Below are 20,392 nucleotides of genomic sequence, written 5' to 3'. Positions count from 1 at the left end.
CTGGGCGGAAAGTGGTTCCGCGACAGATCGGTGAGCGGCCGCGCTCCGCCTCAGCGCTTGGCGGGCTTCTTCTGCGCGTTCAGCCCGGCTGCCGCCTTGATCAGGGCCATGAACGCCGCCTCGTCCAGTTCCTCGCCCTCGTGGAGATCGATGGCACGGCGGGCATTGCCGTCGAGGCTGGCGTTGAACAGTCCGGCGGGATCCTCCAGCGCGGCCCCCTTGGGAAAGGTCAGCTTGACCTTGTCCTTGTAGGTTTCGCCGGTGCACAGGATGCCGGCACGCGACCACACGGGCACGCCGCGCCACTTCCATTCCTCCACCGTGTCCGGCTCGGCCTTGAGGATCAGCGCCCGCGCCCGCGCCAGCATCTCCCCGCGCCAGTCGCCCAGTTCGCGGATCCGCGCATCGATCAGCGCAGAAGCCTCATCCGGCGCCATCGTCTCGCTCTTCGTCATCGCAGTATCTCGTCTCTCATGGTGTCCAGCCGGGCAGCTTCGCCGCCTGCGCTATCCAGCTCGCCAGCTGCGCCTCGTCCAGTTCCTCGCCCTCGTTCAGGTGGACGTAGCGGGTGTTCTCGTCCTTGGAGGCGACCGGCGGCAGCGGATCGAGCTCCGCACCGCGGAAGAAGGCGAGCTTGATGTATCTGGTGAAGCAGTGGACGCCCAGGAACCAGCCCTGCCCCTCCACGCCATAGAGCGGCGAGTTCCATTTCACCGCCTTGCGCACGTCCGGCACGGTGCGCTCGATGAGCGCGTCGAGCTGCCGGCCGACCTCGCTTTTCCAGCCGGGCATTGCCGCGATATAGGCCTGCACGGGTTCGTCGCCCTCGCCCTTGGGGATCTGCGGATTGCCGCCGGTCAGCAAGACCGGTTCCTTGGACGTCTCGCGCTTTCCGGCGGCCATCACGCCTGCTCTCGCCAGTGCGCGTTTTCGCCCGCAGTCCGGCGGCTCACCCACGGCAGGGCGAACAGCCAGAGCCCCGTCAGCATCAGCGGGATCAAGGGCACCAGCGCCAGAACGCCCACCCAGACAGAGGGCGTACCGGCCAGGTTCGTCGCGATATTGGCCAGCACGGCCAGAGTAAAGGCGAGCGACAGCCAGCGATGCAGCTGCCGGATCCATCCGTTGCGGGTCATGGCATGGTGCTCCGGTCTAGAGGCAAGGATAGGGGCGAGACTTCAGACCGTCACTGCAGCCGCTGAACGACCTCTTCCAGCTTGTCGAGGAAGCGCGGCCAGCCGGCGGTCGCCCCGCCCAAATAGCGCGGCTGGTCGCGGCGGAAGCCGGTCTGTTCCAGCCGCAGCTGCGTCCCGCTGCCGGTGGGGGTCAGCGTCCAGGTGACGATGCTTTTCAGATCGTGATCGCCCCAGCTATAGGCGAGCAGGTGCGGCGGCTCGATATCCAGCACTTCGCAGTCGACCGCCCCCCAGTCGGCGCGAAAGCCGAAACGGTGGCCGATGGCCGGGCGGAAGTCCCCCTTCATCAGCCATTCCTCGATGAGATGCGGTTCGGTCAGCGCGCGCCAGATCTTTTCCGGCGGATGGGAGATGTGGCGTTCCACCACCACCGACAGCGTATCGTCCTGCGTCTGCGTCACTGATCCATCCTTCCCAGCAGGTCTTCCAGGGCGTCGAACCGGGCTTCCCAGAAGCCGGTCATGCGCCGGGTCCAGTCGGCCAGCGGGGCAAGGGCGGATGCATCGGCGCTGTAGTGGGTCTGGCGCCCCGACTGCCGGTCCCGCACCAGCCCGGCCTGCTTCAGAACGGAAAGATGCTTGGAAACGGCGGGCTGGGAGACCCCGGCCTGCGCGGTCAGCGCGCCGACGGTCTGCTCGCCCTCGCGGCAAAGGCGTTCGAAGATCGCCCTGCGCGTCGGGTCGGCGAGCGAGCGGAACAGGATGTCCTGCGATATGTCTTGAGCGTCCGTCATAAACCCATAACCCCCTGGCTATGGGTTTAATTCATAACCATCCGATTATGCGTCCGTCAAGTCCCGTCGTCCGCGCGGTTCTCAGCCCGGTTGCGCCTCGGGTCGGCGGAACACCAGCCGCAGCTGCTTCTCGATCTCGATCAGCGCGAAGAACACCGCCCCCACCGCCACGATCAGCACGCCGTCGAAGAACGGCACCGCCGTCGTGCCGAATACCGCCTGCAGCGGCGGCAGGTAGGTGATGGCGAACTGCGCCAGCGTGATCACGACCACGCAGGCCCAGATCATCGGCGTGCCCTTCACTGCCTTCCAGGTCAGCGAGGTGCCGTAGATGTTGCGGATGAAGAACAGGTGGAAGATCTCCAGCACCACCAGCGTGTTCAGCGCCATGGTGCGGGCCAGCTCCGGCGCGTGGCCCCGGTCGGTCGCGTAGAAGTAGATGCCGAAGACCGCCGCCAGGAACAGGCCCGAGACCAGCAGGATATGCCACAGCAGCTCGCCGCCGAGGATCGGCTGGTGGCGCGGGCGCGGCCGGCGGCGCATCGTGTCGTCTTCCGTCGGCTCGAAGGCTAGCGCAAGACCCAGCGTGACGGCGGTGATCAGGTTGACCCACAGGATCTGCACCGCCGTGATCGGCAGCGCCATGCCCAGCAGCAGCGCCAGGGCGACGGTCAGCGACTCGCCGCCGCTCGTCGGCAGCGTCCAGCTCAGCACCTTCTTGATGTTGTCGTAGACGGTCCGTCCCTCGCGCACGGCCGCCGCGATGGAGGCGAAATTGTCGTCGGCCAGCACCAGGTCGGCCGCCTCCTTCGCCGCCTCGCTGCCCTTGCGGCCCATGGCGATGCCCGCATCAGCGCGTTTCAGGGCCGGTGCATCGTTGACGCCGTCGCCGGTCATCGCGACGGTCAGGCCGCGTGCCTGCAGCGCGGTGACCAGCCGCAGCTTGTGCTCGGGGCTGGTGCGGGCGAAAATGTCGGTCTCCACCACCTGCGCCGAAAGCTCCGCGTCGTCCATCGCATCGAGATCGTTGCCGGTCAGCACCCGGTTCGGGTTCGTCAGGCCGATCTGCCGGCCGATGGCCGCTGCCGTGCCGGCATGGTCGCCGGTGATCATCTTCACCCGGATGCCCGCGCCGTGGCACTCGGCGACGGCGGCGACCGCCTCCGGCCGGGGCGGGTCGATCAGCCCGACCAGGCCCAGAATGACGAGCCGGCCGGCCAGGTCCTCCTTGCGCAGCACGCCGAGGTCGCCTCCTTGGTCGCCGCCCGTTTGCGGGTCTTCGTCGACGGTGGCGAGCGCCAGCACCCGCTGGCCCTTCTCCGCGATCGCGTCCATCTCGCGGGTCCAGAAGTCCTTGTCCAGCGGCTCGGTTCCCCCTTGCAGGTTGCGCTGCCCCGCGCACATGGCCAGCACCTGTTCGGGCGCGCCCTTGACGTGGAGCTCCGCCCGTCCGTCCGGGCCGCGATGGCGCACCGCCATGTAGCGATGGGCCGCGTCGAAGGGGATTTCGGCGAGCCTCTGGTGAGCGGCGAAGGGCTCGTGCCCGTCGCCGGAGATCTTGGCCGCCAGCGCCACCAGCGCGCCTTCCATCGGGTCGCCCTCGGTGCGCCAGCCCTCGTCATGGGGATGCAGCGCGGCGTCGTTGCACAGCGCCGCGGCCCGCGCGATCTCCATCAGGACGGCGTGTTCCCCGGCTCCGATCTCCTGGTCGTCGAGCCGCAGCGTGCCGTTCGGCGAGTAGCCCTCGCCGGTCACCGCGAACAGGTGGCGGGAGGTGGCGACGGTCGCCGCCAGCATTTCGTTGCGGGTCAGCGTGCCGGTCTTGTCGGAACAGATCACCGAGACCGAGCCGAGCGTCTCGATCGCCGGCAGCCGGCGGACGATGGCATGGCGCCGGGCCATGGCCTGCACGCCGACCGCCAGCGTGATCGTCAGCACCGCCGGCAGGCCTTCGGGGATCGCGGCGACCGACAGGCCGACGACCGCCATGAACAGCTCGCCGAAGGGCATGTGCACCACATAGTAGCCCCAGGCGAGCAGCAGGCCGGCGATCAGCAGGATCAGCAGCGTCAGCCAGCGGGCGAAGCTGTCGAGCTGGCGGATCAGCGGCGTCGTCAGCGTCTCCACCGAGGACAGCAACCCGCTGATGCGGCCGATCTGCGTGTCCGGGCCGGTGGCCACGGCCACCCCTCGCCCGGTGCCTGCGGTGACCAGCGTGCCGCTATAGGCCATGCCGTGCCGGTCTCCCAGCGGCGCCTCGCCCGCCACGGCCCGCGTTTCCTTCTCCGACGGCACGGATTCGCCCGTCAGCAGCGCCTCGTCGATCCGCAGGCCCGCCGTCTCCAGCAGCCGCAGGTCCGCCGGCACCCGTTCGCCCGCCTCCAGCAGCACGATGTCGCCGGGCACGATCTCGGCACTGGCGATGCCCTTGCGCCGCCCGCCGCGCAGAACCGAACTGTGCGGCGCCAGCATGTCGCGGATCGCGTCCATCGCCTGTTCGGCCCGCCCTTCCTGGATGAAGCCGATCACCGCATTGACGACCACCACCGCCGCGATGACGCCGGTGTCGACATAATGGCCGAGCAGCGCGGTCACCGCCGCCGCCCCGATCAGCACATAGATCAGCACATTGTGGAACTGGCTTAGCAGGCGTACCAGCGCCCCGCGCCGGGGCGCTTCAGGAAGCCGGTTCTCTCCGTATTTCGCCAGCCGGTCGGCCGCCTCCCGGTCGGAAAGGCCCGTCGGCAGGGCCTCCAGCGCGGCCAGGACGCGCACGCCCTCGCGCGCATGGGCTTCGCTGATGTCGCGCTCGTGTGTCCGGGTCATGAAGTGTCTATTCCTGATCGCTGAGGGAGGCTCGCAAGGAGCCTGCAGGCGCGCCGACAATGTGGGATACCCTTCATCACCGGCCTAGTCAGGGAAACACCTAGGATTGTATCCGCCCCCGCGTCCGACCGGTTCCCGCGATGCGCCGCTGCCGCCGAGGATAAGTCAATTGCCGCCCGGATTGCGAATTGACGCGGCCGCCCTGCCGGCCGAAGCTCGCGGAGAACGGGTATCGGCCCGAACCTGCGCGCATGTCGGCAGGCCGATGGCTCTCCAGATCACAAGGGAAAGGCCCATGACCGCCTCAACGGACCACCCAGCCTCGTCGCGCCTGCTGTCGGCAGCGGCCGCCCTTGCCCTCGGCGCGGGCCTGCTTCCGGCGGCCGGTGCCCAGGCCCAGGAGGGCTGGCGGTTCCAGATCACCCCCTACGCCTGGGCCCCCTCGCTGTCCGGCAACATCCGCCCGCGTCCCGCCCTGCCGACGGCCTCCTTCGACCGTCCCTTCAGCGACATTCTCGAAAATCTCGACGGCGCCTTCTTCCTGAGCGGCACCGCCCGCTACGACCGCTTCGTGGTTTTCGGCGATTTCACGTGGTCGGCCGTCAGCGAACAGGACCGTATCGCCCTGCCCTTCGCCCCCTTCGGCTTCGATGTGCACGGTCAGGTCCGCCAGCTTTCGGCAACGCTCACCGGAGGTTATTCGGTGGTCGATCGGCCGGAATTCACGCTCGATCTGATGGCCGGCGCGCGCCTTTGGTATCTGGATGCCAGCGTCAACATCCAGGCGGCGGGCCTTGCCGCCAGCCAGAGCGACACCTGGCTCGATCCGGTGGTGGCCGCGCGGGCGCGATGGCAATTCGCGCCCGACTGGTCGGTGATCGGGTATGCCGATTTCGGCGGCTTCGGCGCCGGTTCGCAGCTGACATGGCAGGCGGTCGGCACGCTCAACTACCGCGTCACCGACAACGTGTTCGTCTCCGCCGGCTACCGCCACATGGGCCTGGACTACGACCGGGGCGGTATGCGGCTCGACATCGACATGAGCGGCCCGCTCGCCGGCGTCACCTACCGCTTCTGAAAAAGGCGCAACGTCAGGAGGTGCCGGCGCGCGGGCAGCGCAGCTCCTGCGCCTCGCTCTGCAGCGGGTTGCGCCGGGACGTGGCGAAGTCGCGCCGCACATGGTCCCACCAGCAGCCGAGATAGGAGCGGTCCGAGCGCGCCGTGAAGGCCTCGGGCGCCGTCTTGGTCAGCTCCGGCAGCCGCGTCCAGGGCACGTTGGGAAACGTGTGGTGCTCGTTGTGATAGCCGGTGTTGAAGAACAGCCGGTTGACCCAGCCATAGGTGGAGCGCGTCGGCACCTCCTCGTCGTCGCCCGGATGCTCGCTCAGGGACTGGCCGAGGTTGGAGATGCCGCATTTGCCGAGGAAGATCGACAGCGCCCAGTTGTGATAGAGCCAGCCCAGCCAGCCGAAGGCGGCCAGCAGCACCAGGTTGACGCAGATGGACCAGCCGATGAACAGCCGCCGCTGCCACGCGGGCGCGCGGGTGGAGCCGATATGGCGCTGGCGGTCGCGCGACACCCGGCCCGTCAGCCGTTCGTAGAGCCGCGGAAAGATTTCGTCCGAGATGATAAAGCCGAACGGCAAAAGGTGCACGACCAGCGTTGCCACCGTCAGCACCCGCTGCAGGCGCGGCCGCCCCTCCACCAGCATTTCCCGCGCCTTGAAGGCGCACAGGTCCTCGTGCTCGTAGTCGCGCTCGTAGTCGCCCATGTAGGGGTGGTGGCTCGACAGGTGCTCGTGCTGGTAGGTCAGCTGCTTGCCGAAGGAGCCGAGGATCGTCTCCAGCCCCAGGTCGAAGGCAAGCTTCGCCTTTTCGCCGCGAAAGATCAGCCGGTGCGCGGTCTCGTGCACCAGCGCACCGGCCGCATGGATGACGAACTGGCCGAGGAAGAAGGCCGCGAGAAACACGACTAGCAGGTTGCTGTCCGAGACGGCCCAGGCGATGCCCCAGTGCAGCGCCAGCAGCACCGGCACGAACAGCGCCGTGCGCCAGTCGGGCCCGGACAGGGCGCGCAACTGCGGATGAGCGCGCAGGATATCCTTCCGCATCTGCAGGTGGCGGCGCGACTGCGGCGAGATGGGGCCGTTGCCGTTGGAGGGCGTGTCGCCGGGAAAAACCGATGTCTCGATGCTGCTCATGGGACCGGAATGGAAAGGCCTTTGGAAGTCATTCGCAGCAAGCCGCCTGACGAACGAACAGTCAAACGGAATCTGCCACATTCCTGCCATCAGGAAAACTGACGCTGACTTTGCAAGATCCTTCGACCGGCCGCAATCGGTCCCGTTTCGTGAAAATTGGAAGAACTCTCTTAAAAGCCCTTTCACGACTCAGGGGTATCCGTTTCTGTTTGGGGGAGACCGGAGATGAAAATGCCAGAATCCCTGGGCGCCCCTGCTGCTGTCCGCAAGGCCGTGCGCACCACGGTCGCAGCGGCGTTTCTGACGGCTTTCGCCCTGCTGCCAGCGGCAGCATCGGCCGACAACGATCCCCAGCAGAAAACGACGCTCGACGCGGCCACCGCCCTTGCCGGGCGTGCTGCGGGAGCCGATCTGGATCTGGTGCGCGGCGACGTGGTGGAGCTGGCGGATCTCGCCCGTCGCCATATCGACGAAGCCGGTCTTGAGACCGCCTTGAAGGATTTCCTGTCCGCTCCCTGGAAGCGTCCTGCCAACGGCCTGCATCTGTGGGGCGTGACCACCGACGGCGTCAGCTGGTTCGACACCGGCCACCCGGAGCTGATCGGCATAGACGTGTCCAACATCACCGATATCGAAGGCCGGTTCTGGACCCAGCTCGCCGAAGCCTCGGCTCGCGGCACGGGAGACAAGGTGTTCCTGCTTCTTTTCCCCCATCCCAGGACCGCCCGCTCGGCGGTGGGATATCACACATGCTTCATGCTCGGCGACGGCGAGCGGATCCTGTGCGCAGGGGCATTCGAAGATGCACCGACCGGATAGCCTGATCGGGCGCCTGCGGTTTTCCAACTGGCCGGTCACGGCCAAGATCATGGCTGCGCCACTGGTCAGCCTGGTGGCACTGACGGCCATGGCGTTGCTCGCCTGGCAGGCGCTGACCATCCAGCGCGGGGCGGTCGTCTCCAACCTGTCGCGGCTGGAGGCGGTGCTCGACCGCGCCTACGAGGTGCCCCACCATCTGGCGAGCGTCGAGGCCAGTCTCTACAAGCTGTCCATGTGGAGCGAGATCGGCGTGCGCGGGGCCGAGCTGGAGGGCACGCTGCGCTCCATCAACTATGGCCTGGAGCGGGCGGCAGCCGACATCGCAACCCTGGAGAAAGCGGGGTTGGAGGACGTCGGCAAGCTGAAGTCCTCCTTCGAGACCTATCGCCAGAACACCTCGCAGGCGGTGCTCCTGATCCTGCGCAACGCGACGCTCGGCGCCGTCGCCACCCGCGGCGGCCACAAGACCTATGCCGAGGTGGAGGCCCACGCCCAGTCTCTCGGCCGCACGGCATCGGAACAGTTTCGCAAGGCGACCGAGGAGGCTGCGGCCACCTCCGACCGGCTGATCCGCAATTTCGTCGGCCTGTCGGTTCTGGCCGCGCTGGTCGCCGTTGCGGTCAGCATCGCCGCTTCGCGCGCGATCATCCGGCCGGTGACCGGTCTCGTGCGGACCATCCGGGCGCTGTTGCAAGGGGACCTGGCGACACCCGTCCCCCACACGGCCCGGCGCGATGCGATCGGCAGCATTGCGGGCGCCGTGCAGGAACTGCAGCGCGCGCTGGTCAGCAACCGCGAGCTGGCGCAGGAGCGCGAGCAGAAACAGGCGGAGCTGGAATTCATCGCCGCCCATGACGGTCTGACCGGCGTTGCCAACCGCAAGGCCTTCGATGCCTATCTCGACAAGGCGTCACAAGCGGCCGGCCCTGACGGCGAGCTGATCTTCCTCCTGGTCGACCTCGACAGTTTCAAGCCGATCAACGATGCCTACGGCCATGAGGCCGGCGACACGGTGCTGAAGGTGCTGGCGCAGCGCTATCGCAACCTGGTGCGCCCCGGCGACATGGTCGCCCGCCTCGGCGGCGACGAGTTCGCCATCGTCATCGTGTCCCGGGAAGGCAGCCGCGATCCGGAGCAATTCGCCAAGCGCGTGCTCGAGGCGACGGTCAACCCCGTGCGCAACGGCCCGCGCGAACTGAGGGTCGGCGCCAGCATCGGCGTTGCCGGCAGCCAGTCGGTGCCGGGAGGACCGCAGGCGCTGATGGCCGCGGCCGACCGGGCGATGTATGTCGCCAAGCAGGAAAAGCGGCCCTCCTACGCGGTCTATTCGCCGCAGATGGCGCCCCAGCGCTACGGGCTGGAGGAAAAGGAGGAGGTCGAGCGGGCCCTGCGCGAGGGCGAGTTCGAGCTGCATTATCAGCCAAAGGTCTCGCTCATTGACAATGCCCATGCCGGCTTCGAGGCTCTGGCCCGCTGGCGCCATCCCGTGCGCGGGCTGTTGACGCCCGACCAGTTCCTGTCCCGGATCGACAGTTTCGGCCTGCAGGCCGACTTCAGCATGCAGATGGCGCGCAAGGCGATGGCCGATCTCAAGCGCTTTGCCGAACTCGGTCTCGAAAGCGGCGGCGTGTCGCTCAACCTTGAGGAATCCATGCTCGCAACCCGCAGCGGCATGGACGAGTTGCGCCGGTTGGTGATGGACAACCAGCCGCTCGCCCGGCTGATCACGCTGGAGATCACCGAGGACGTGTTCATCGCCCGCGCGGCCGAGACCATCCGCGACAATGTCGACATGCTCGCCGCCCTCGGCATCCGCATCTCGATGGACGATTTCGGCACCGGCTACGGTTCGTTCAAGCACCTGCGCGAGTTCACCATCCACGAGCTCAAGATCGACCGCGAATTCGTCCACGGCATCGGCCGCGACCGCTCGGCCGAGGTGATCATCGAAGGCTTCCTGGCGATTGCCTCCGGCCTCGGCGCGGTGGTGGTGGCGGAAGGGATCGAGACCCGCGCCCAGGCCCGCTACCTGCACCAGCGCGGCTGCCAATTCGGCCAGGGTTTCCTGTTCTGCCGGCCCATCCCTTTCGACGAGGCGGCCGAATATCTCCTCGAGCAACAGGCCAGCTCCCGCACGGGCTGAGCGGATTTTTGCCGCCGCGCACTTGTTTGTGCGCGGGCAGTTCCCGCAAGATCACTGGGCGACTCGACCAGCCGAAAGGGCCCGCCGATGATCTGCCGCCTTCCCCGTCTCTCCCTTGCCGCCGCCTGCGCCGCGGCGCTGCTTTCCGCCGCGCCCGCCATGGCCAACACGCCCTGCGGCGGCGACTTCGGCGCCTTCCTGAACGGTGTCGCCGACGAGGCCCGCGCCAAGGGACTGCCGGATGCGGCGATCCGCAAGACGCTGGGCGGCGCGCAAATCGACAGGACGGTGCTCTCGCGCGACCGCGCGCAAGGCGTCTTCAAGCAGGATTTCCTCACCTTCTCCAAGCGCTCGGTCAGCGGCTACCGGCTGAAGCACGGCGCTGGCAACATGAAGAAGTTCGCCAGGACCTTCGCCCGCGCCGAGGCCGACTACGGCGTGCCCGCGCCGGTGATCACAGCCTTCTGGGCGCTGGAGACGGATTTCGGCGCCGTCCAGGGCGACTTCAACACGGTGAACGCGCTGGCGACGCTCGCCCATGACTGCCGGCGGCCGCAGCTCTTCCGCCCGCAGCTTATTGCCGCCATCGAGATGGTCGCCCATGGCGACCTCGATCCGGCCCGCACCACCGGCGCCTGGGCCGGCGAGATCGGCCAGGTGCAGATGCTGCCCGAGGACATCATCCGCTTCGGCAAGGACGGCGACGGCGACAACCATGTCGACCTGAAGAACAGCGCGCCGGACACGATCCTCACCGCCGCCGGCTTCATCAAGAGCCTCGGCTGGCGCGCCGGCGAGCCCTGGCTGACCGAGGTGAAGCTGCCCGCCAGCCTTCCCTGGGAAAAGACCGGCCTCAACTTCGACACCACCGTCGGCGAATGGGCCAAGGTCGGCGTCACCGCCCGCGAGGGCCGCCTGCCCTCGGCAAACCTGCCCGCCGCCCTGCTGATGCCGCAGGGCTACAAGGGGCCGGCTTTCCTCGCCTACCCGAATTTCCGCGTCTATCTGGAATGGAACCAGTCGTTCATCTACACGACGACCGCCGCCTATCTGGCAACGCGGCTCGCCGGCGCGTCCCGCTACGATCCGGGCAATCCGGAGCCCGGCCTGTCGGACGCACAGATGCGGCAACTGCAGGAAAAGCTTGCCGCAAGGGGCCACGACGTCGGCAAGATCGACGGCATCCTGGGCGCCGGCACCCGCGCGGCGGTGCGGGCCGAACAGCTGCGCCTCGGTATCCCCGCGGACGGCTGGCCGACGCCTGCCCTCCTTTCGCGGTTCTAGCCGACCTCCACCCGGGAGGTGGTCGCCGCTTCGCCCGGCTTCTTGTGCAGGAAGCGGATGCCGGCCTCGTCGCCGTTCATCCAGACGAGCTCGGCCTCGACCTTGATGGCGCGCTTGGGAAACTCGAAGATGAACCGCTTGCTGAGCGCCGAGTGGCCCTTCATGCGCACGCGGCAGCCGGTGATGCTGAGATCCTCGACCAGGCAGGAAACCGACACGCCCCGGTCGACAATGATCGCCGGGATCATGCAGGACGCGCGAGGGGCTGAGCGGATCTCGCCGCGTACATTCGGCTTGTGGCGCATCTCGGTCGTCGACTCTCGGGTAGGCCGGCAGCAATTTCCGGCAGTCGGGCAATCGTTTGACGATTGTTAGCTGCCCGGGTGTGAATGGTACGTAAAGATACCCCCTCCAGACCCTATGGCATCCGGCAGGCCTTTCCTTGCGTAAGGTCAGGAAATGGCGGTGTTGGCAGGGCCAGATCCTGCAAGACCCGCCTGTCCCGCCCTCCGCCGGCGCGGCGGAAGGCCAACCAGCCGGAGGCCGTCATGCCGCTTGCCGCCCTGCCCCGCTTCACGCCGAACCTGTCGTTCCTGTCCTGGATATGTGCCGTGCTGCTCGCGCTCGCGCTTGCAGTTTCCGCCGCGCCGGCCCGTGCCGATGACCCCGCCGCCTTGCGTGCCCTGGTCGAGGGCCAGATCGCCGCGATGCGCGCGGGCGATGCCTCGGCGGCCTATGGCTACGCAGCCCCGGCGATCCGGCAGATGTTCCCCTCGCCGGACCGCTTCATGCAGATGGTGAAGCGCGGATATGCGCCGGTCGTCGCCCCCCGATCGGTGACGTTCGGCCGCTTTCGCGAGACCTCGCGCGGTCCGGTGCAGGAGGTGTTCCTCACCGACAGCGGCGGCACCGACTGGCTGGCGCTCTACACGTTCGAGCAGCAGGCCGACGGAAGCTGGAAGATCGCCGGCTGCGTGCTGACCAGGAGCCCCGGCGCCTCGGCCTGAGGCCCGGGTTGCCGAATTCTCAGTCCAGCGGCGCCAGGTCGCCTCTTTGCTAGTCGAGCGGCGCCAGGTCGCCGCGGGCCCAATCCTCGCGCGTCTTCGCCCGGAAGTCCTCGAACCGGCCTTCCTCGATCGCCGCACGCATCTCGCGCATCAAGGTCTGGTAGTAGGCGAGATTGGTCCAGGTCAGCAGCATCGCGGCCAGCCCCTCGCCCGCCTTCACAAGGTGGTGAAGATAGGCGCGCGAATAGTCCCGCGCAGCAGGGCAGTCCGAGGCCTCGTCCAGCGGGCGCGGATCGTCCGCATGGCGGGCGTTCTTCAGGTTCACCTTGCCGTAGCGCGTATAGGCAAGGCCATGGCGGCCGGCCCGCGTCGGCATCACGCAGTCGAACTGGTCGATGCCGCGCGCAACGCTCTCCAGGATGTCTTCCGGCGTGCCGACGCCCATCAGGTAGCGCGGCTTGTCGACCGGCATTGCCGGTGTCGTCACTTCCAGCATCGCCAGCATCACGTCCTGCGGCTCGCCGACCGCCAGCCCGCCGACGGAATAGCCCTCGAACGGCATCTCCCCCAGCGCCTGCGCCGAGGCAATGCGCAGGTCCGGCACGTCGCCGCCCTGCACGATGCCGTAGAGCGCCTGACCGCGCCCCGGCCCGCCCATCTTCTCGAACTGCGCGCGCGAACGCTCGGCCCAGCGGAGCGACAGGCGCATGGCCCGCTCCACATCCTCGCGCGGCGCCGGCAGCGCAATGCACTCGTCGAGCTGCATCTGGATGTCGGAGCCCAGCAGCTGCTGGATCTCGACCGAGCGCTCCGGTGTCATCACATGGCGCGAACCGTCGATATGGCTCTGGAAGGTGACGCCCTCCTCGGTCAGCTTGCGCAGCTGTGCCAGTGACATCACCTGGAAGCCGCCGGAATCGGTGAGGATCGTGTGCGGCCAGTTCATGAAGGTATGGAGCCCGCCGAGCCGGGCGATGCGCTCGGCGCCCGGCCGCAGCATCAGGTGATAGGTGTTGCCCAGCACCACGTCGGCGCCCAGCTCCCGCACCTGTCCCGGATACATCGCCTTCACCGTCGCCTGCGTCCCCACCGGCATGAAGGCCGGCGTTGCCACCCGCCCGTGCGGCGTGACGATCTCGCCGCGCCGGGCCATGCCGTCGGTCGCGAGGAGGCGGAAGGAAAAGGGCGCGGTCATGCAGGATCCTTGGGGAAGAGAAGCGAGCCATCGCCATAGGAATAAAAGCGATAGCCGGTCGCGATGGCATGGGCATAGGCCGCGCGCATCGTGTCGAGGCCCGACAGCGCCGACACCAGCATGAACAGGGTCGAGCGCGGCAGGTGGAAATTGGTCATCAACGCGTCGATGGCGCGGAACCGGTAGCCCGGCGTGATGAAGATCGAGGTCTCGCCGGCAAAGGGCGCCAGCCCCTCCTCGCCCTGCGCCGCGCTTTCCAGGATGCGCAGCGAGGTGGTGCCGATGGCGACGACCTTGTTGCCGCGGGCCCGCACGGCGCGCAGGGCGGCGACCGTCTCCGCGCTTACCTCGCCCCACTCGGCATGCATGCGGTGCTCGTCGGTGTCGTCCGCCTTGACGGGAAGGAACGTGCCCGCCCCCACATGCAGCGTCACCCGGTGCCGCTCGATGCCACGCGCGTCCAGCGCCGCCAGCAACTCGTCGGTGAAGTGAAGGCCTGCGGTCGGCGCGGCAACGGCCCCGTCCTTTTCCGCGAAGATCGTCTGGTAGTCCTGCCGGTCCTGCTCGTCCTCGCCGCGCTTGGCCGCGATATAGGGCGGCAGCGGGATATGGCCGACGGTGGCGATCGCCTCGTCCAGCATCGGGCCGGATAGGTCGAAGACGAACAGAATCTCGCCCGTGTCGCGCTTTTCAGCGACCGTAGCGTCCAGCGTGCCGAGCAGGCAGGCCTTGCCCTCCCCCCCGGACTGCACGCCGAATTGCACGCGGTCGCCGACGACCAGCTTCTTGGCCGGGCGCACGAAGGCCCACCAGCGGTCGTCGCCTGCGCGCAGGTGCAGCGTCGCGCCGATGCGCGCCACTGCCTCGCCGCGCGTGCGGGTGCCTTCCAGCTGCGCCGGGATCACCCGCGTATCGTTGAAGACCAGAGCATCGCCCGGCTCCAGCAGCATGGGCAGGTCGCGCACGCCGCGATCATCCAGCACCGGTTCGCCGTTCGGGCGCACCACCAGCATGCGCGCGGCATCGCGCGGTCGGGCCGGACGCAGCGCAATGCGCTCCGGCGGCAGCTCGAAGTCGAAATCGTCGACGCGCATGGCCTTGGCTGAACCCGGTGAAAGATGGTGTTGATACAGGGTTTCGGCTCTTATCCCTCCCCCGCGGCGCGGTCAACCGCGCGCCCCTTCCCGGCCTCTCATGCGGGGCGAAGCAGGAGCGATTCAACAGGTCTTGCCGTGCCGGGAACCGGACGCCGCCCGGTGCGTTGTGAGAAGGTCGGGATTCGGAGCGCCCTTGTCGCAAGGCAGATGCGACCGCAACTATTTTGCGATGCACAATTTGCATGGCTGCCGTGCACAATCGTCTCTTTTTTTCGACGGCTGAAAAAACTATCTCTTGGTCATCGGATCGGAGCGCTGACACGGGATGACCCGCCCAGCCAACTCCCGCACAGATCGTGCATATGAGGATGCCATGTTCGACTCTCTCGCCCGCAAGTACCGCAGCTGGCGTACGTACCAGACCACCGTTTCCGAGCTGTCGCGGCTCTCGACCCGCGAGCTCAACGATCTCGGCATCGCCCGCGGCGACATTCGTTTCGTCGCCCGTCGCGCCAGCCGTTAACAGTTCACGTTCAAGGAGATAGACCTCCTCCCCTATCTCCTGACGTGTTGCCGACGGGATATCCTCCTCCCAATCCCGTTCGGACATTGCGACGCCCGCCGGTACCTCCTCCCACCGGCGGGCGTTCGCATTTTTTGCGTGCATGCCGCAAGACCGGGCAACCCCGGCGAAAGCCGCAAGGCGGGCATGCGAAAATAGCGCCTCACAAACGGCGCGAAGCACTCCATATGAGTGCCACCGAACGATGACGCAGCGCAGCATGATGAGCGAAGAGCGGCCGCTTCGGGAGCAATAAGAAGAACATCACGGAGTTTGAAATGTTCACGACCCTCGCTCGCAAGTACCGCAATTGGCGTGCCTACAACAGCACTGTCACGGAGCTGTCCCGCCTGACCCCGCGCGAGCTCGACGATCTCGGCATCTCGCGTGGCGAGATCCCGGCTGTCGCTCGCCGTGCGGTGATCGGCTAACCCCATCACGGACCGGGGCGCGATCCTCCTCCCACGCGCCCCAGATCGTGCACCGACGGGTCATCTCCTCCCGGACCCGTTAGGCAAAAGCGCCGCCCGCCGGTTTCCTCCTCCCTACCGGCGGGCGGACGCGGCCCTCGCAAGACGGGGACCGCCAGGGAGCGGAGCGGCGGACGCCGCCCACCAACGAGAACACCAGATCGCCGGACAGAGGCACCAACGGACCAGCGCAAGGATGCGCAGCGTCCGGCCGGCAGCCCGTCCGGTTTGATCACCCCCAGTTTCACATTCAAGGACACGACAATGATCAACACGCTCATCCGCAAGTACAATTCCTGGCAGCAGTACCGTCGCACCTATGACGAGCTGTCCCGCCTCTCCAATCGCGAGCTCAGCGACCTGGGCATCGGCCGCGGCGATATCGACTACATCGCCCGCAGCCACCACCGCTAAGAGCCCGCTCCGCATCGCGGGGGCACCGCAGCCGAAAACGCCGTCCCATTCGGGGCGGCGTTTTCATTTCAAGTATCTGAAATATATATGTTTTCAAATTTTTATGCTGCTCTGCACAAAAAGCGGGGCTGATATGCAAGATCGTCTCTTTAAATAGACGCGAGACTCACCCATATCAGGGGCAACGGAGCCAAGCGATCCTCCTCCCACGCTTCGCTCCCGTTCAGGCCGGTGTTCCTCCTCCCTCACCGGCCCTCCAAAACGACGCCCACCGGATCCTCCTCCCACCGGTGGGCGTTCGTTTTTGGACTTGGCCTTTCCCCCGACATTTCTCCGCACGCACTGCCGCTCCGGCGCGAGCTCCCTTGCGCGGACCTCTCCCTGCGTCTTCCCGGGCAAGGCGAAGCCGGAGGTCCGGGGTGACCTCGGTGGGGATGCGAGATTGTGCCTTTCGCGCGGACGCTGTCGTGGGCGCAGACCAGCCACCCTCCCAGGACGTCATCCCGGCCGAGCGCAGCGCAGAGCCGGGATCCATTGGCAACCCCGGCAGTCGCGGACTTTCAAAGCGCCAGCCTCCCTCTCTGTTCGTCATCAACTCAGATCGTTGAGGTGGTCTCTCAGTCCGCCAGTGAAGACGACGACGATCTTTCGCAACTCGGCGAGGAAAGCACGTCGTCCGCATCACCCAAAGGCTGTCGTCCCGGTTTCGGCGAAGCCGAAGACCGGGAACCAGTACCCCCGAACGGTTTGGGCGAGGCCTCAGCGCTGCCGCAGGAACGCCGGTGGTGGCTAGCTTCGCGCTGCCATCAGCCCCGGCGGATACTGGACGCCTGCCTGCGCAGGCGTGACAGCGGAGGGTGGAACGAGTGCCGCCCTCCTCACGTCCGCTCTGGAAACCAATAGACCCCGGGTCGCGCTACGCTTGCCCGGGGTGACCTCGGTGGGGTGGGTGGGGTGGACGGCGGAGGCATGACCTTGCATCTCCTCCGAGGTCATCCCGGACGCCCTGCGGCGCAGCCGCACGGGCAGATCCGGGATCCAGCGCATCAGCCGGGCCGTCCCCGCGCTTCCTTGAAAACCTGAAGCCCCTAAGCGCCCTTCTTCTCGGCCTTGGCGCGGGCAAAGCGCTCCTTCAGCTGCGCGCCGCGCCCTTCCTTGACCACCTGCCGCGCCCGACCGAGCGACAGCGCATCGGCCGGCACGTTCTCGGTGACGACACCGCCGGCGGCCAGATACGCCCCGTCGCCAATGGTGACCGGGGCCACCAGGGTCGAGTTCGACCCGACGAACGCGCCCGCGCCGATATCCGTGTGGTGCTTGAGGAAGCCGTCGTAATTGCAGGTGATGGTGCCTGCGCCAATATTGGCGCCCGCGCCCACCCGCGCATCGCCGATATAGCTGAGGTGGTTGACCTTGGCCCCCGTCTCGACCCGCGCGTTCTTGATCTCGACGAAATTGCCGATATGCGCGCCGGCGCCGATCTCCGCGCCGGGCCGCAGCCGCGCGTAAGGCCCGAGCGTCGCCCCGTCGGCGACGCGCGCCTCCTCCAGATGCGAGAAAGCGCGGATCGTCACCCCGTCGCCGACCTCCACGCCGGGGCCGAAGACCACGTTCGGCTCCACCACCACATCGCGCCCGAGCCGCGTGTCATGGGAAAAATGCACGGTCTCCGGCGCAACCAGCGTCGCGCCGTTCTCCATCGCGGCGATCCGCGCCTGGCGCTGGTAGTCGGCCTCGACCCGGGCCAGCTGCACCCGCGTGTTGATGCCCTGCACCTCCCACTCGTCGGCCCGCTCGGTGACGACGGAAAGGCCCAGCCCGGCGGCGATTTCCACCGCGTCGGTCAGATAGTATTCGCCCTTGGCATTGGCATTGCCGATCCGCTGGATGATCCCGGCAAAGCGCGTACCGCGAAAGCCCATGATGCCGGAATTGCAGAAGCGCACCGACCGCTCGGCCTCGCTCGCGTCCCGCTCCTCGCGGATCGCCAGCAGCCGGCCGCCTTCCGTCAGCAGCCGGCCGTAGCCGGTCGGGTTCTCGGCCTCGAAGCCGAGCACCACCACGTCGGCGCCCTCCTCCAGCCTTGCGCAGACCCGCGCCAACGTCTGCGGCGAGACCAGCGGCGTGTCGCCGAACAGCACCAGCACCTGGTCGGGCAGGTCGCGCCAGGCCGGCTCGGCGGCGCGCGCTGCATGGGCGGTGCCCAGCCGGTCCTGTTGCACATGGCACTGCGCCTGCGGTGCCCGGCGCGCGACCTCGGCGACCAGCTCGGGCATGTCGGCCCCCACCACCACGGCCACCCGGCCGATTTCGGCCGCCTCGACCGCCTTCAGCACATGACCGACCAGCGACAGCCCGGCGACCTGGTGCATCACCTTGGGCCGGTCGGACTTCATCCGGGTGCCGAGGCCGGCGGCCAGGACGATGGCAAGGCGGGACGTGGACGGCATGGGAAACCTCTCGCATGAATTCCGGCGGGCCAGTCATCGGGAGCCGGCGCCCGTCCGTCAAGTCGTTGCGCCGGCCTGCTCGGCACTTTGTCGCAGGAAACACGAGAACGGATGTTGGCGAAAGCCGGTGCGGACGGATATTCAGGTATCCGAATGAGTTTTCAGGCATTCGGGCGGGGGAAGCCATGAGCACGATGACGGCGGCGGCACAGGCCGGGACGACAGACGAACCCTGGCTGCGGCATTTCCCGATCACCTTCTTCGCAGTGGTGATGGGCCTTGCCGGCCTGTCGCTGGCCACCCGCCGCATGGAGGTCGCGCTTTTCGGGGCGTCCGGCACTGCCAGCCTGGTGCTGACGCTCGCCACCGCCGCCACCTTCTGCGTCATCGCCGCGATCTATATCGCCAAGGCGCTGCGCCACACCGAGGCGATGAAGGCCGAGTGGAACAATCCCGTGCGCATCGCCTTCTTCCCGGCGATCACCATCGGCGTGCTGCTGGTCTGCTCGGGGCTGCTGCCGCGCGCCCCCGGCCTGGTCGAGGCCGTATGGATCGTCGCCACGGCCGTGCATCTCGTCATCATCCTCGGCGTCGTCTCCGCCTGGATCAGCCACCGCACCTTCGAACAGGCGCATCTGACGCCGGCCTGGTTCATTCCCGCCGTCGGCAACGTCCTGGTGCCGGCCGCCGGCGTCGAGCTCGGCTACCTCGAGGTCTCGTGGTTCTTCTTTTCCGTCGGCATGCTGTTCTGGGTGATCTTCCTGACGCTGGTGTTCAACCGGCTGATCTTCCACAACCCGATCGCCGAGCGCCTGCTGCCGACGCTGGTCATCCTGATCGCGCCGCCCTCGGTCGGCTTCGTCGCGTGGATGCTGCTGAACGGCGGCGTGGTCGATGCCTTCGCCCGCGTTCTGTATTACAGCGCGCTGATGTTCGTGCTGGTGATGCTGACCCAGGTCGGGCGCCTCTTGCGGCTGCCCTTCTCCATGGCCTGGTGGGCCTATTCCTTCCCCGTGGCGGCCTTCACCATCGCCTCGGCCCTGTTTGCCGAAAGCACCGGCGCCGCCTTCCAGCGCACCCTGTCCTTCATCGCCTATGGCGTGCTGTGCGCGGTGATCGCGATGCTGGTCGCCAAGACCTTCGCCGCGATGCGCCGCAACGAGATCTGCCGTCCGGAAGGATGAGAACGAGGGTGAGGCCTGCGCCTCACCTCACCACAGCGACTTGCGCGCCCGCTCCGGCCATTCGCGGTCGTACGCCTCGCCGCCCACCTTGGCCTCGCTCAGGGCGGACAGGATCGCGCCCGGCGTCGGCAGGCCGTTCGCCGCCTCCTGCGCCTCGGCGTCCCACAGGCGCGCGCGCACGATGGCCCGGGCGCACTGGAAATAGATCGTCTCCACCTCGATCAGGATCACGCTGCGCGGCGCCTTGCCGTCCACGGCAAAGTCCTCCAGCAGCTGCGGATCGGCGCTGATCGTCGCCCTTCCGTTGATGCGCAGCGTCGTGCCGCTGCCGGGAATGAGGAAGAGCAGCGCCACGCGCGGATCGCGCACGATGTTGCGCAGCGAATCGATACGGTCGTTGCCGCGCCGGTCGGGCAGCGCCACGCGCTTCGCATCCAGGATGCGCACCACCTCGCCCCGGTCGCCGCGCGGCGAGCAGTCCAGCCCCTCCGGCCCCGCGGTCGCCAGCGCCACGAAGGGCGAAGCCTTGATCAGGGCGGCATATTCGTCGCTGATCCAGCCGATTTCCTTGACCTTGGAGGCCGCCCCCGGCGTGCCGTAGAGCGTCTCGAGCTGCTCCACCGTGGTGATCGTCGTCATGCGCCTCTCCGCTCCTTCTGCTCCCCGGCCGGCCCGGTCCGCGCGCAAGCTAGCAGCGGGAAGGTGCAGGCGGAAGAGCGGGCGCACTTCGCCGGGCGATGACCTTGCAGGTTATTGCCGGATGGCGGCCGGCGCCCGCACACTCGACGCTTCCCGGCGGCACGCACCGCCC

At 67.7% G+C, this 20,392-nt stretch carries 21 protein-coding genes; 9 read left to right on the top strand and 12 right to left on the bottom strand.

All coding sequences use genetic code 11. The features are described 5' to 3' along the window. Nucleotides 1-50 precede the first annotated feature (50 nt). The 6 genes from ACVJ6E_RS09150 to ACVJ6E_RS09125 form a co-directional block, all read right to left on the bottom strand. Nucleotides 51-455, bottom strand: coding sequence for a DUF1801 domain-containing protein (locus ACVJ6E_RS09150; protein WP_120267976.1), 405 nt, complete (start codon nucleotides 453-455; stop codon nucleotides 51-53). Between the two features lie 16 nt (nucleotides 456-471). Then, entirely contained in the window at nucleotides 472-903 is a 432-nt protein-coding gene (locus tag ACVJ6E_RS09145) for a DUF1801 domain-containing protein (protein WP_120267975.1), read from the bottom strand. Beyond that, a complete protein-coding gene (locus ACVJ6E_RS09140) occupies nucleotides 903-1,136 on the bottom strand; it encodes a hypothetical protein (protein WP_120267974.1) in 234 nt (77 codons plus the stop codon). The genes ACVJ6E_RS09145 and ACVJ6E_RS09140 overlap by 1 nt, the downstream gene beginning before the upstream one ends. A gap of 50 nt (nucleotides 1,137-1,186) precedes the next feature. Continuing rightward, the gene (locus ACVJ6E_RS09135; RefSeq protein WP_120267973.1) at nucleotides 1,187-1,597 is read right to left on the bottom strand and encodes an SRPBCC family protein; all 411 of its coding nucleotides are present in this window, start codon (nucleotides 1,595-1,597) and stop codon (nucleotides 1,187-1,189) included. Beyond that, nucleotides 1,594-1,929 carry a metalloregulator ArsR/SmtB family transcription factor gene (locus tag ACVJ6E_RS09130; protein ID WP_120267972.1) on the bottom strand — a complete coding sequence of 112 codons (336 nt, stop codon included), beginning with the start codon at nucleotides 1,927-1,929 and terminating at the stop codon, nucleotides 1,594-1,596. Before ACVJ6E_RS09130 ends, ACVJ6E_RS09135 begins: the two co-directional genes overlap by 4 nt. Nucleotides 1,930-2,010: 81 nt before the next feature. Next, nucleotides 2,011-4,755, bottom strand: a complete 2,745-nt coding sequence (locus tag ACVJ6E_RS09125) for an HAD-IC family P-type ATPase (RefSeq protein WP_120267971.1) — start codon at nucleotides 4,753-4,755, stop codon at nucleotides 2,011-2,013. Between the two features lie 295 nt (nucleotides 4,756-5,050). On the opposite strand from ACVJ6E_RS09125, the gene ACVJ6E_RS09120 reads away from it, so the two are divergent. Continuing rightward, nucleotides 5,051-5,833, top strand: coding sequence for a porin family protein (locus tag ACVJ6E_RS09120; protein ID WP_120267970.1), 783 nt, complete (start codon nucleotides 5,051-5,053; stop codon nucleotides 5,831-5,833). Between the two features lie 13 nt (nucleotides 5,834-5,846). Here ACVJ6E_RS09120 and ACVJ6E_RS09115 read toward each other — a convergent pair whose 3' ends face one another. Further along, the gene (locus ACVJ6E_RS09115; RefSeq protein WP_158592637.1) at nucleotides 5,847-6,956 is read right to left on the bottom strand and encodes a fatty acid desaturase; all 1,110 of its coding nucleotides are present in this window, start codon (nucleotides 6,954-6,956) and stop codon (nucleotides 5,847-5,849) included. 231 nt (nucleotides 6,957-7,187) lie between these two features. On the opposite strand from ACVJ6E_RS09115, the gene ACVJ6E_RS09110 reads away from it, so the two are divergent. The 3 genes from ACVJ6E_RS09110 (at nucleotide 7,188) to ACVJ6E_RS09100 (ending at nucleotide 11,202) form a co-directional block, all read left to right on the top strand. Then, nucleotides 7,188-7,775: a hypothetical protein gene (locus tag ACVJ6E_RS09110; RefSeq protein ID WP_120267968.1), complete on the top strand. Its 588-nt coding sequence runs from the start codon at nucleotides 7,188-7,190 to the stop codon at nucleotides 7,773-7,775. Then, the gene (locus ACVJ6E_RS09105) at nucleotides 7,759-9,918 is read left to right on the top strand and encodes a putative bifunctional diguanylate cyclase/phosphodiesterase (RefSeq protein WP_120267967.1); all 2,160 of its coding nucleotides are present in this window, start codon (nucleotides 7,759-7,761) and stop codon (nucleotides 9,916-9,918) included. The genes ACVJ6E_RS09110 and ACVJ6E_RS09105 overlap by 17 nt, the downstream gene beginning before the upstream one ends. A gap of 87 nt (nucleotides 9,919-10,005) precedes the next feature. Further along, the gene (locus ACVJ6E_RS09100) at nucleotides 10,006-11,202 is read left to right on the top strand and encodes a lytic murein transglycosylase (RefSeq protein ID WP_120267966.1); all 1,197 of its coding nucleotides are present in this window, start codon (nucleotides 10,006-10,008) and stop codon (nucleotides 11,200-11,202) included. Here ACVJ6E_RS09100 and ACVJ6E_RS09095 read toward each other — a convergent pair. Further along, nucleotides 11,199-11,507 (bottom strand): PilZ domain-containing protein, encoded by a 309-nt coding sequence (locus ACVJ6E_RS09095; protein ID WP_120267965.1) that lies wholly within the window; start codon nucleotides 11,505-11,507, stop codon nucleotides 11,199-11,201. The genes ACVJ6E_RS09100 and ACVJ6E_RS09095 overlap by 4 nt on opposite strands. A gap of 243 nt (nucleotides 11,508-11,750) precedes the next feature. Here ACVJ6E_RS09095 and ACVJ6E_RS09090 point away from each other — a divergent pair, with 243 nt between their 5' ends. Beyond that, nucleotides 11,751-12,209, top strand: coding sequence for a DUF4864 domain-containing protein (locus ACVJ6E_RS09090; protein ID WP_120267964.1), 459 nt, complete (start codon nucleotides 11,751-11,753; stop codon nucleotides 12,207-12,209). Between the two features lie 49 nt (nucleotides 12,210-12,258). Here the strand turns inward: ACVJ6E_RS09090 and tgt are convergent, their stop codons facing one another. Together tgt and queA are read right to left on the bottom strand one after the other, a co-directional pair. After that, nucleotides 12,259-13,404, bottom strand: a complete 1,146-nt coding sequence (tgt, locus tag ACVJ6E_RS09085; RefSeq protein WP_067333455.1) for a tRNA guanosine(34) transglycosylase Tgt — start codon at nucleotides 13,402-13,404, stop codon at nucleotides 12,259-12,261. Beyond that, complete coding sequence (gene queA, locus ACVJ6E_RS09080) at nucleotides 13,401-14,498, bottom strand: tRNA preQ1(34) S-adenosylmethionine ribosyltransferase-isomerase QueA (protein ID WP_120267963.1); 1,098 nt, start codon at nucleotides 14,496-14,498, stop codon at nucleotides 13,401-13,403. The genes tgt and queA overlap by 4 nt, the downstream gene beginning before the upstream one ends. 376 nt (nucleotides 14,499-14,874) lie before the next feature. On the opposite strand from queA, the gene ACVJ6E_RS09075 reads away from it, so the two are divergent. From ACVJ6E_RS09075 to ACVJ6E_RS09065, 3 genes are all read left to right on the top strand, one after another. Beyond that, on the top strand, nucleotides 14,875-15,024 hold the full coding sequence (locus ACVJ6E_RS09075) for a DUF1127 domain-containing protein (RefSeq protein WP_067215052.1): 150 nt from the start codon (nucleotides 14,875-14,877) through the stop codon (nucleotides 15,022-15,024). A gap of 317 nt (nucleotides 15,025-15,341) precedes the next feature. Beyond that, nucleotides 15,342-15,494, top strand: coding sequence for a DUF1127 domain-containing protein (locus ACVJ6E_RS09070; RefSeq protein WP_067333458.1), 153 nt, complete (start codon nucleotides 15,342-15,344; stop codon nucleotides 15,492-15,494). A 303-nt stretch (nucleotides 15,495-15,797) separates the two neighbouring features. After that, nucleotides 15,798-15,947 carry a DUF1127 domain-containing protein gene (locus tag ACVJ6E_RS09065; RefSeq protein WP_067215056.1) on the top strand — a complete coding sequence of 50 codons (150 nt, stop codon included), beginning with the start codon at nucleotides 15,798-15,800 and terminating at the stop codon, nucleotides 15,945-15,947. Between the two features lie 1,088 nt (nucleotides 15,948-17,035). On the opposite strand, the gene glmU is transcribed toward ACVJ6E_RS09065, so the two are convergent. Then, nucleotides 17,036-18,397 carry a bifunctional UDP-N-acetylglucosamine diphosphorylase/glucosamine-1-phosphate N-acetyltransferase GlmU gene (glmU, locus tag ACVJ6E_RS09060; RefSeq protein WP_120267961.1) on the bottom strand — a complete coding sequence of 454 codons (1,362 nt, stop codon included), beginning with the start codon at nucleotides 18,395-18,397 and terminating at the stop codon, nucleotides 17,036-17,038. A gap of 185 nt (nucleotides 18,398-18,582) precedes the next feature. On the opposite strand from glmU, the gene ACVJ6E_RS09055 reads away from it, so the two are divergent. After that, entirely contained in the window at nucleotides 18,583-19,581 is a 999-nt protein-coding gene (locus tag ACVJ6E_RS09055; protein ID WP_208996639.1) for an SLAC1 anion channel family protein, read from the top strand. A gap of 27 nt (nucleotides 19,582-19,608) precedes the next feature. Here ACVJ6E_RS09055 and ACVJ6E_RS09050 read toward each other — a convergent pair whose 3' ends face one another. Further along, nucleotides 19,609-20,220 carry a pyridoxamine 5'-phosphate oxidase family protein gene (locus ACVJ6E_RS09050; RefSeq protein WP_120267960.1) on the bottom strand — a complete coding sequence of 204 codons (612 nt, stop codon included), beginning with the start codon at nucleotides 20,218-20,220 and terminating at the stop codon, nucleotides 19,609-19,611. Between the last annotated feature and the right edge of the window lie 172 nt (nucleotides 20,221-20,392).

Source organism: Stappia sp. G46H5W (assembly GCF_058448995.1).
The sequence above is the reverse complement of the archived record's forward strand: the minus strand, read 5'-3'. Positions and strand labels throughout refer to the sequence as shown.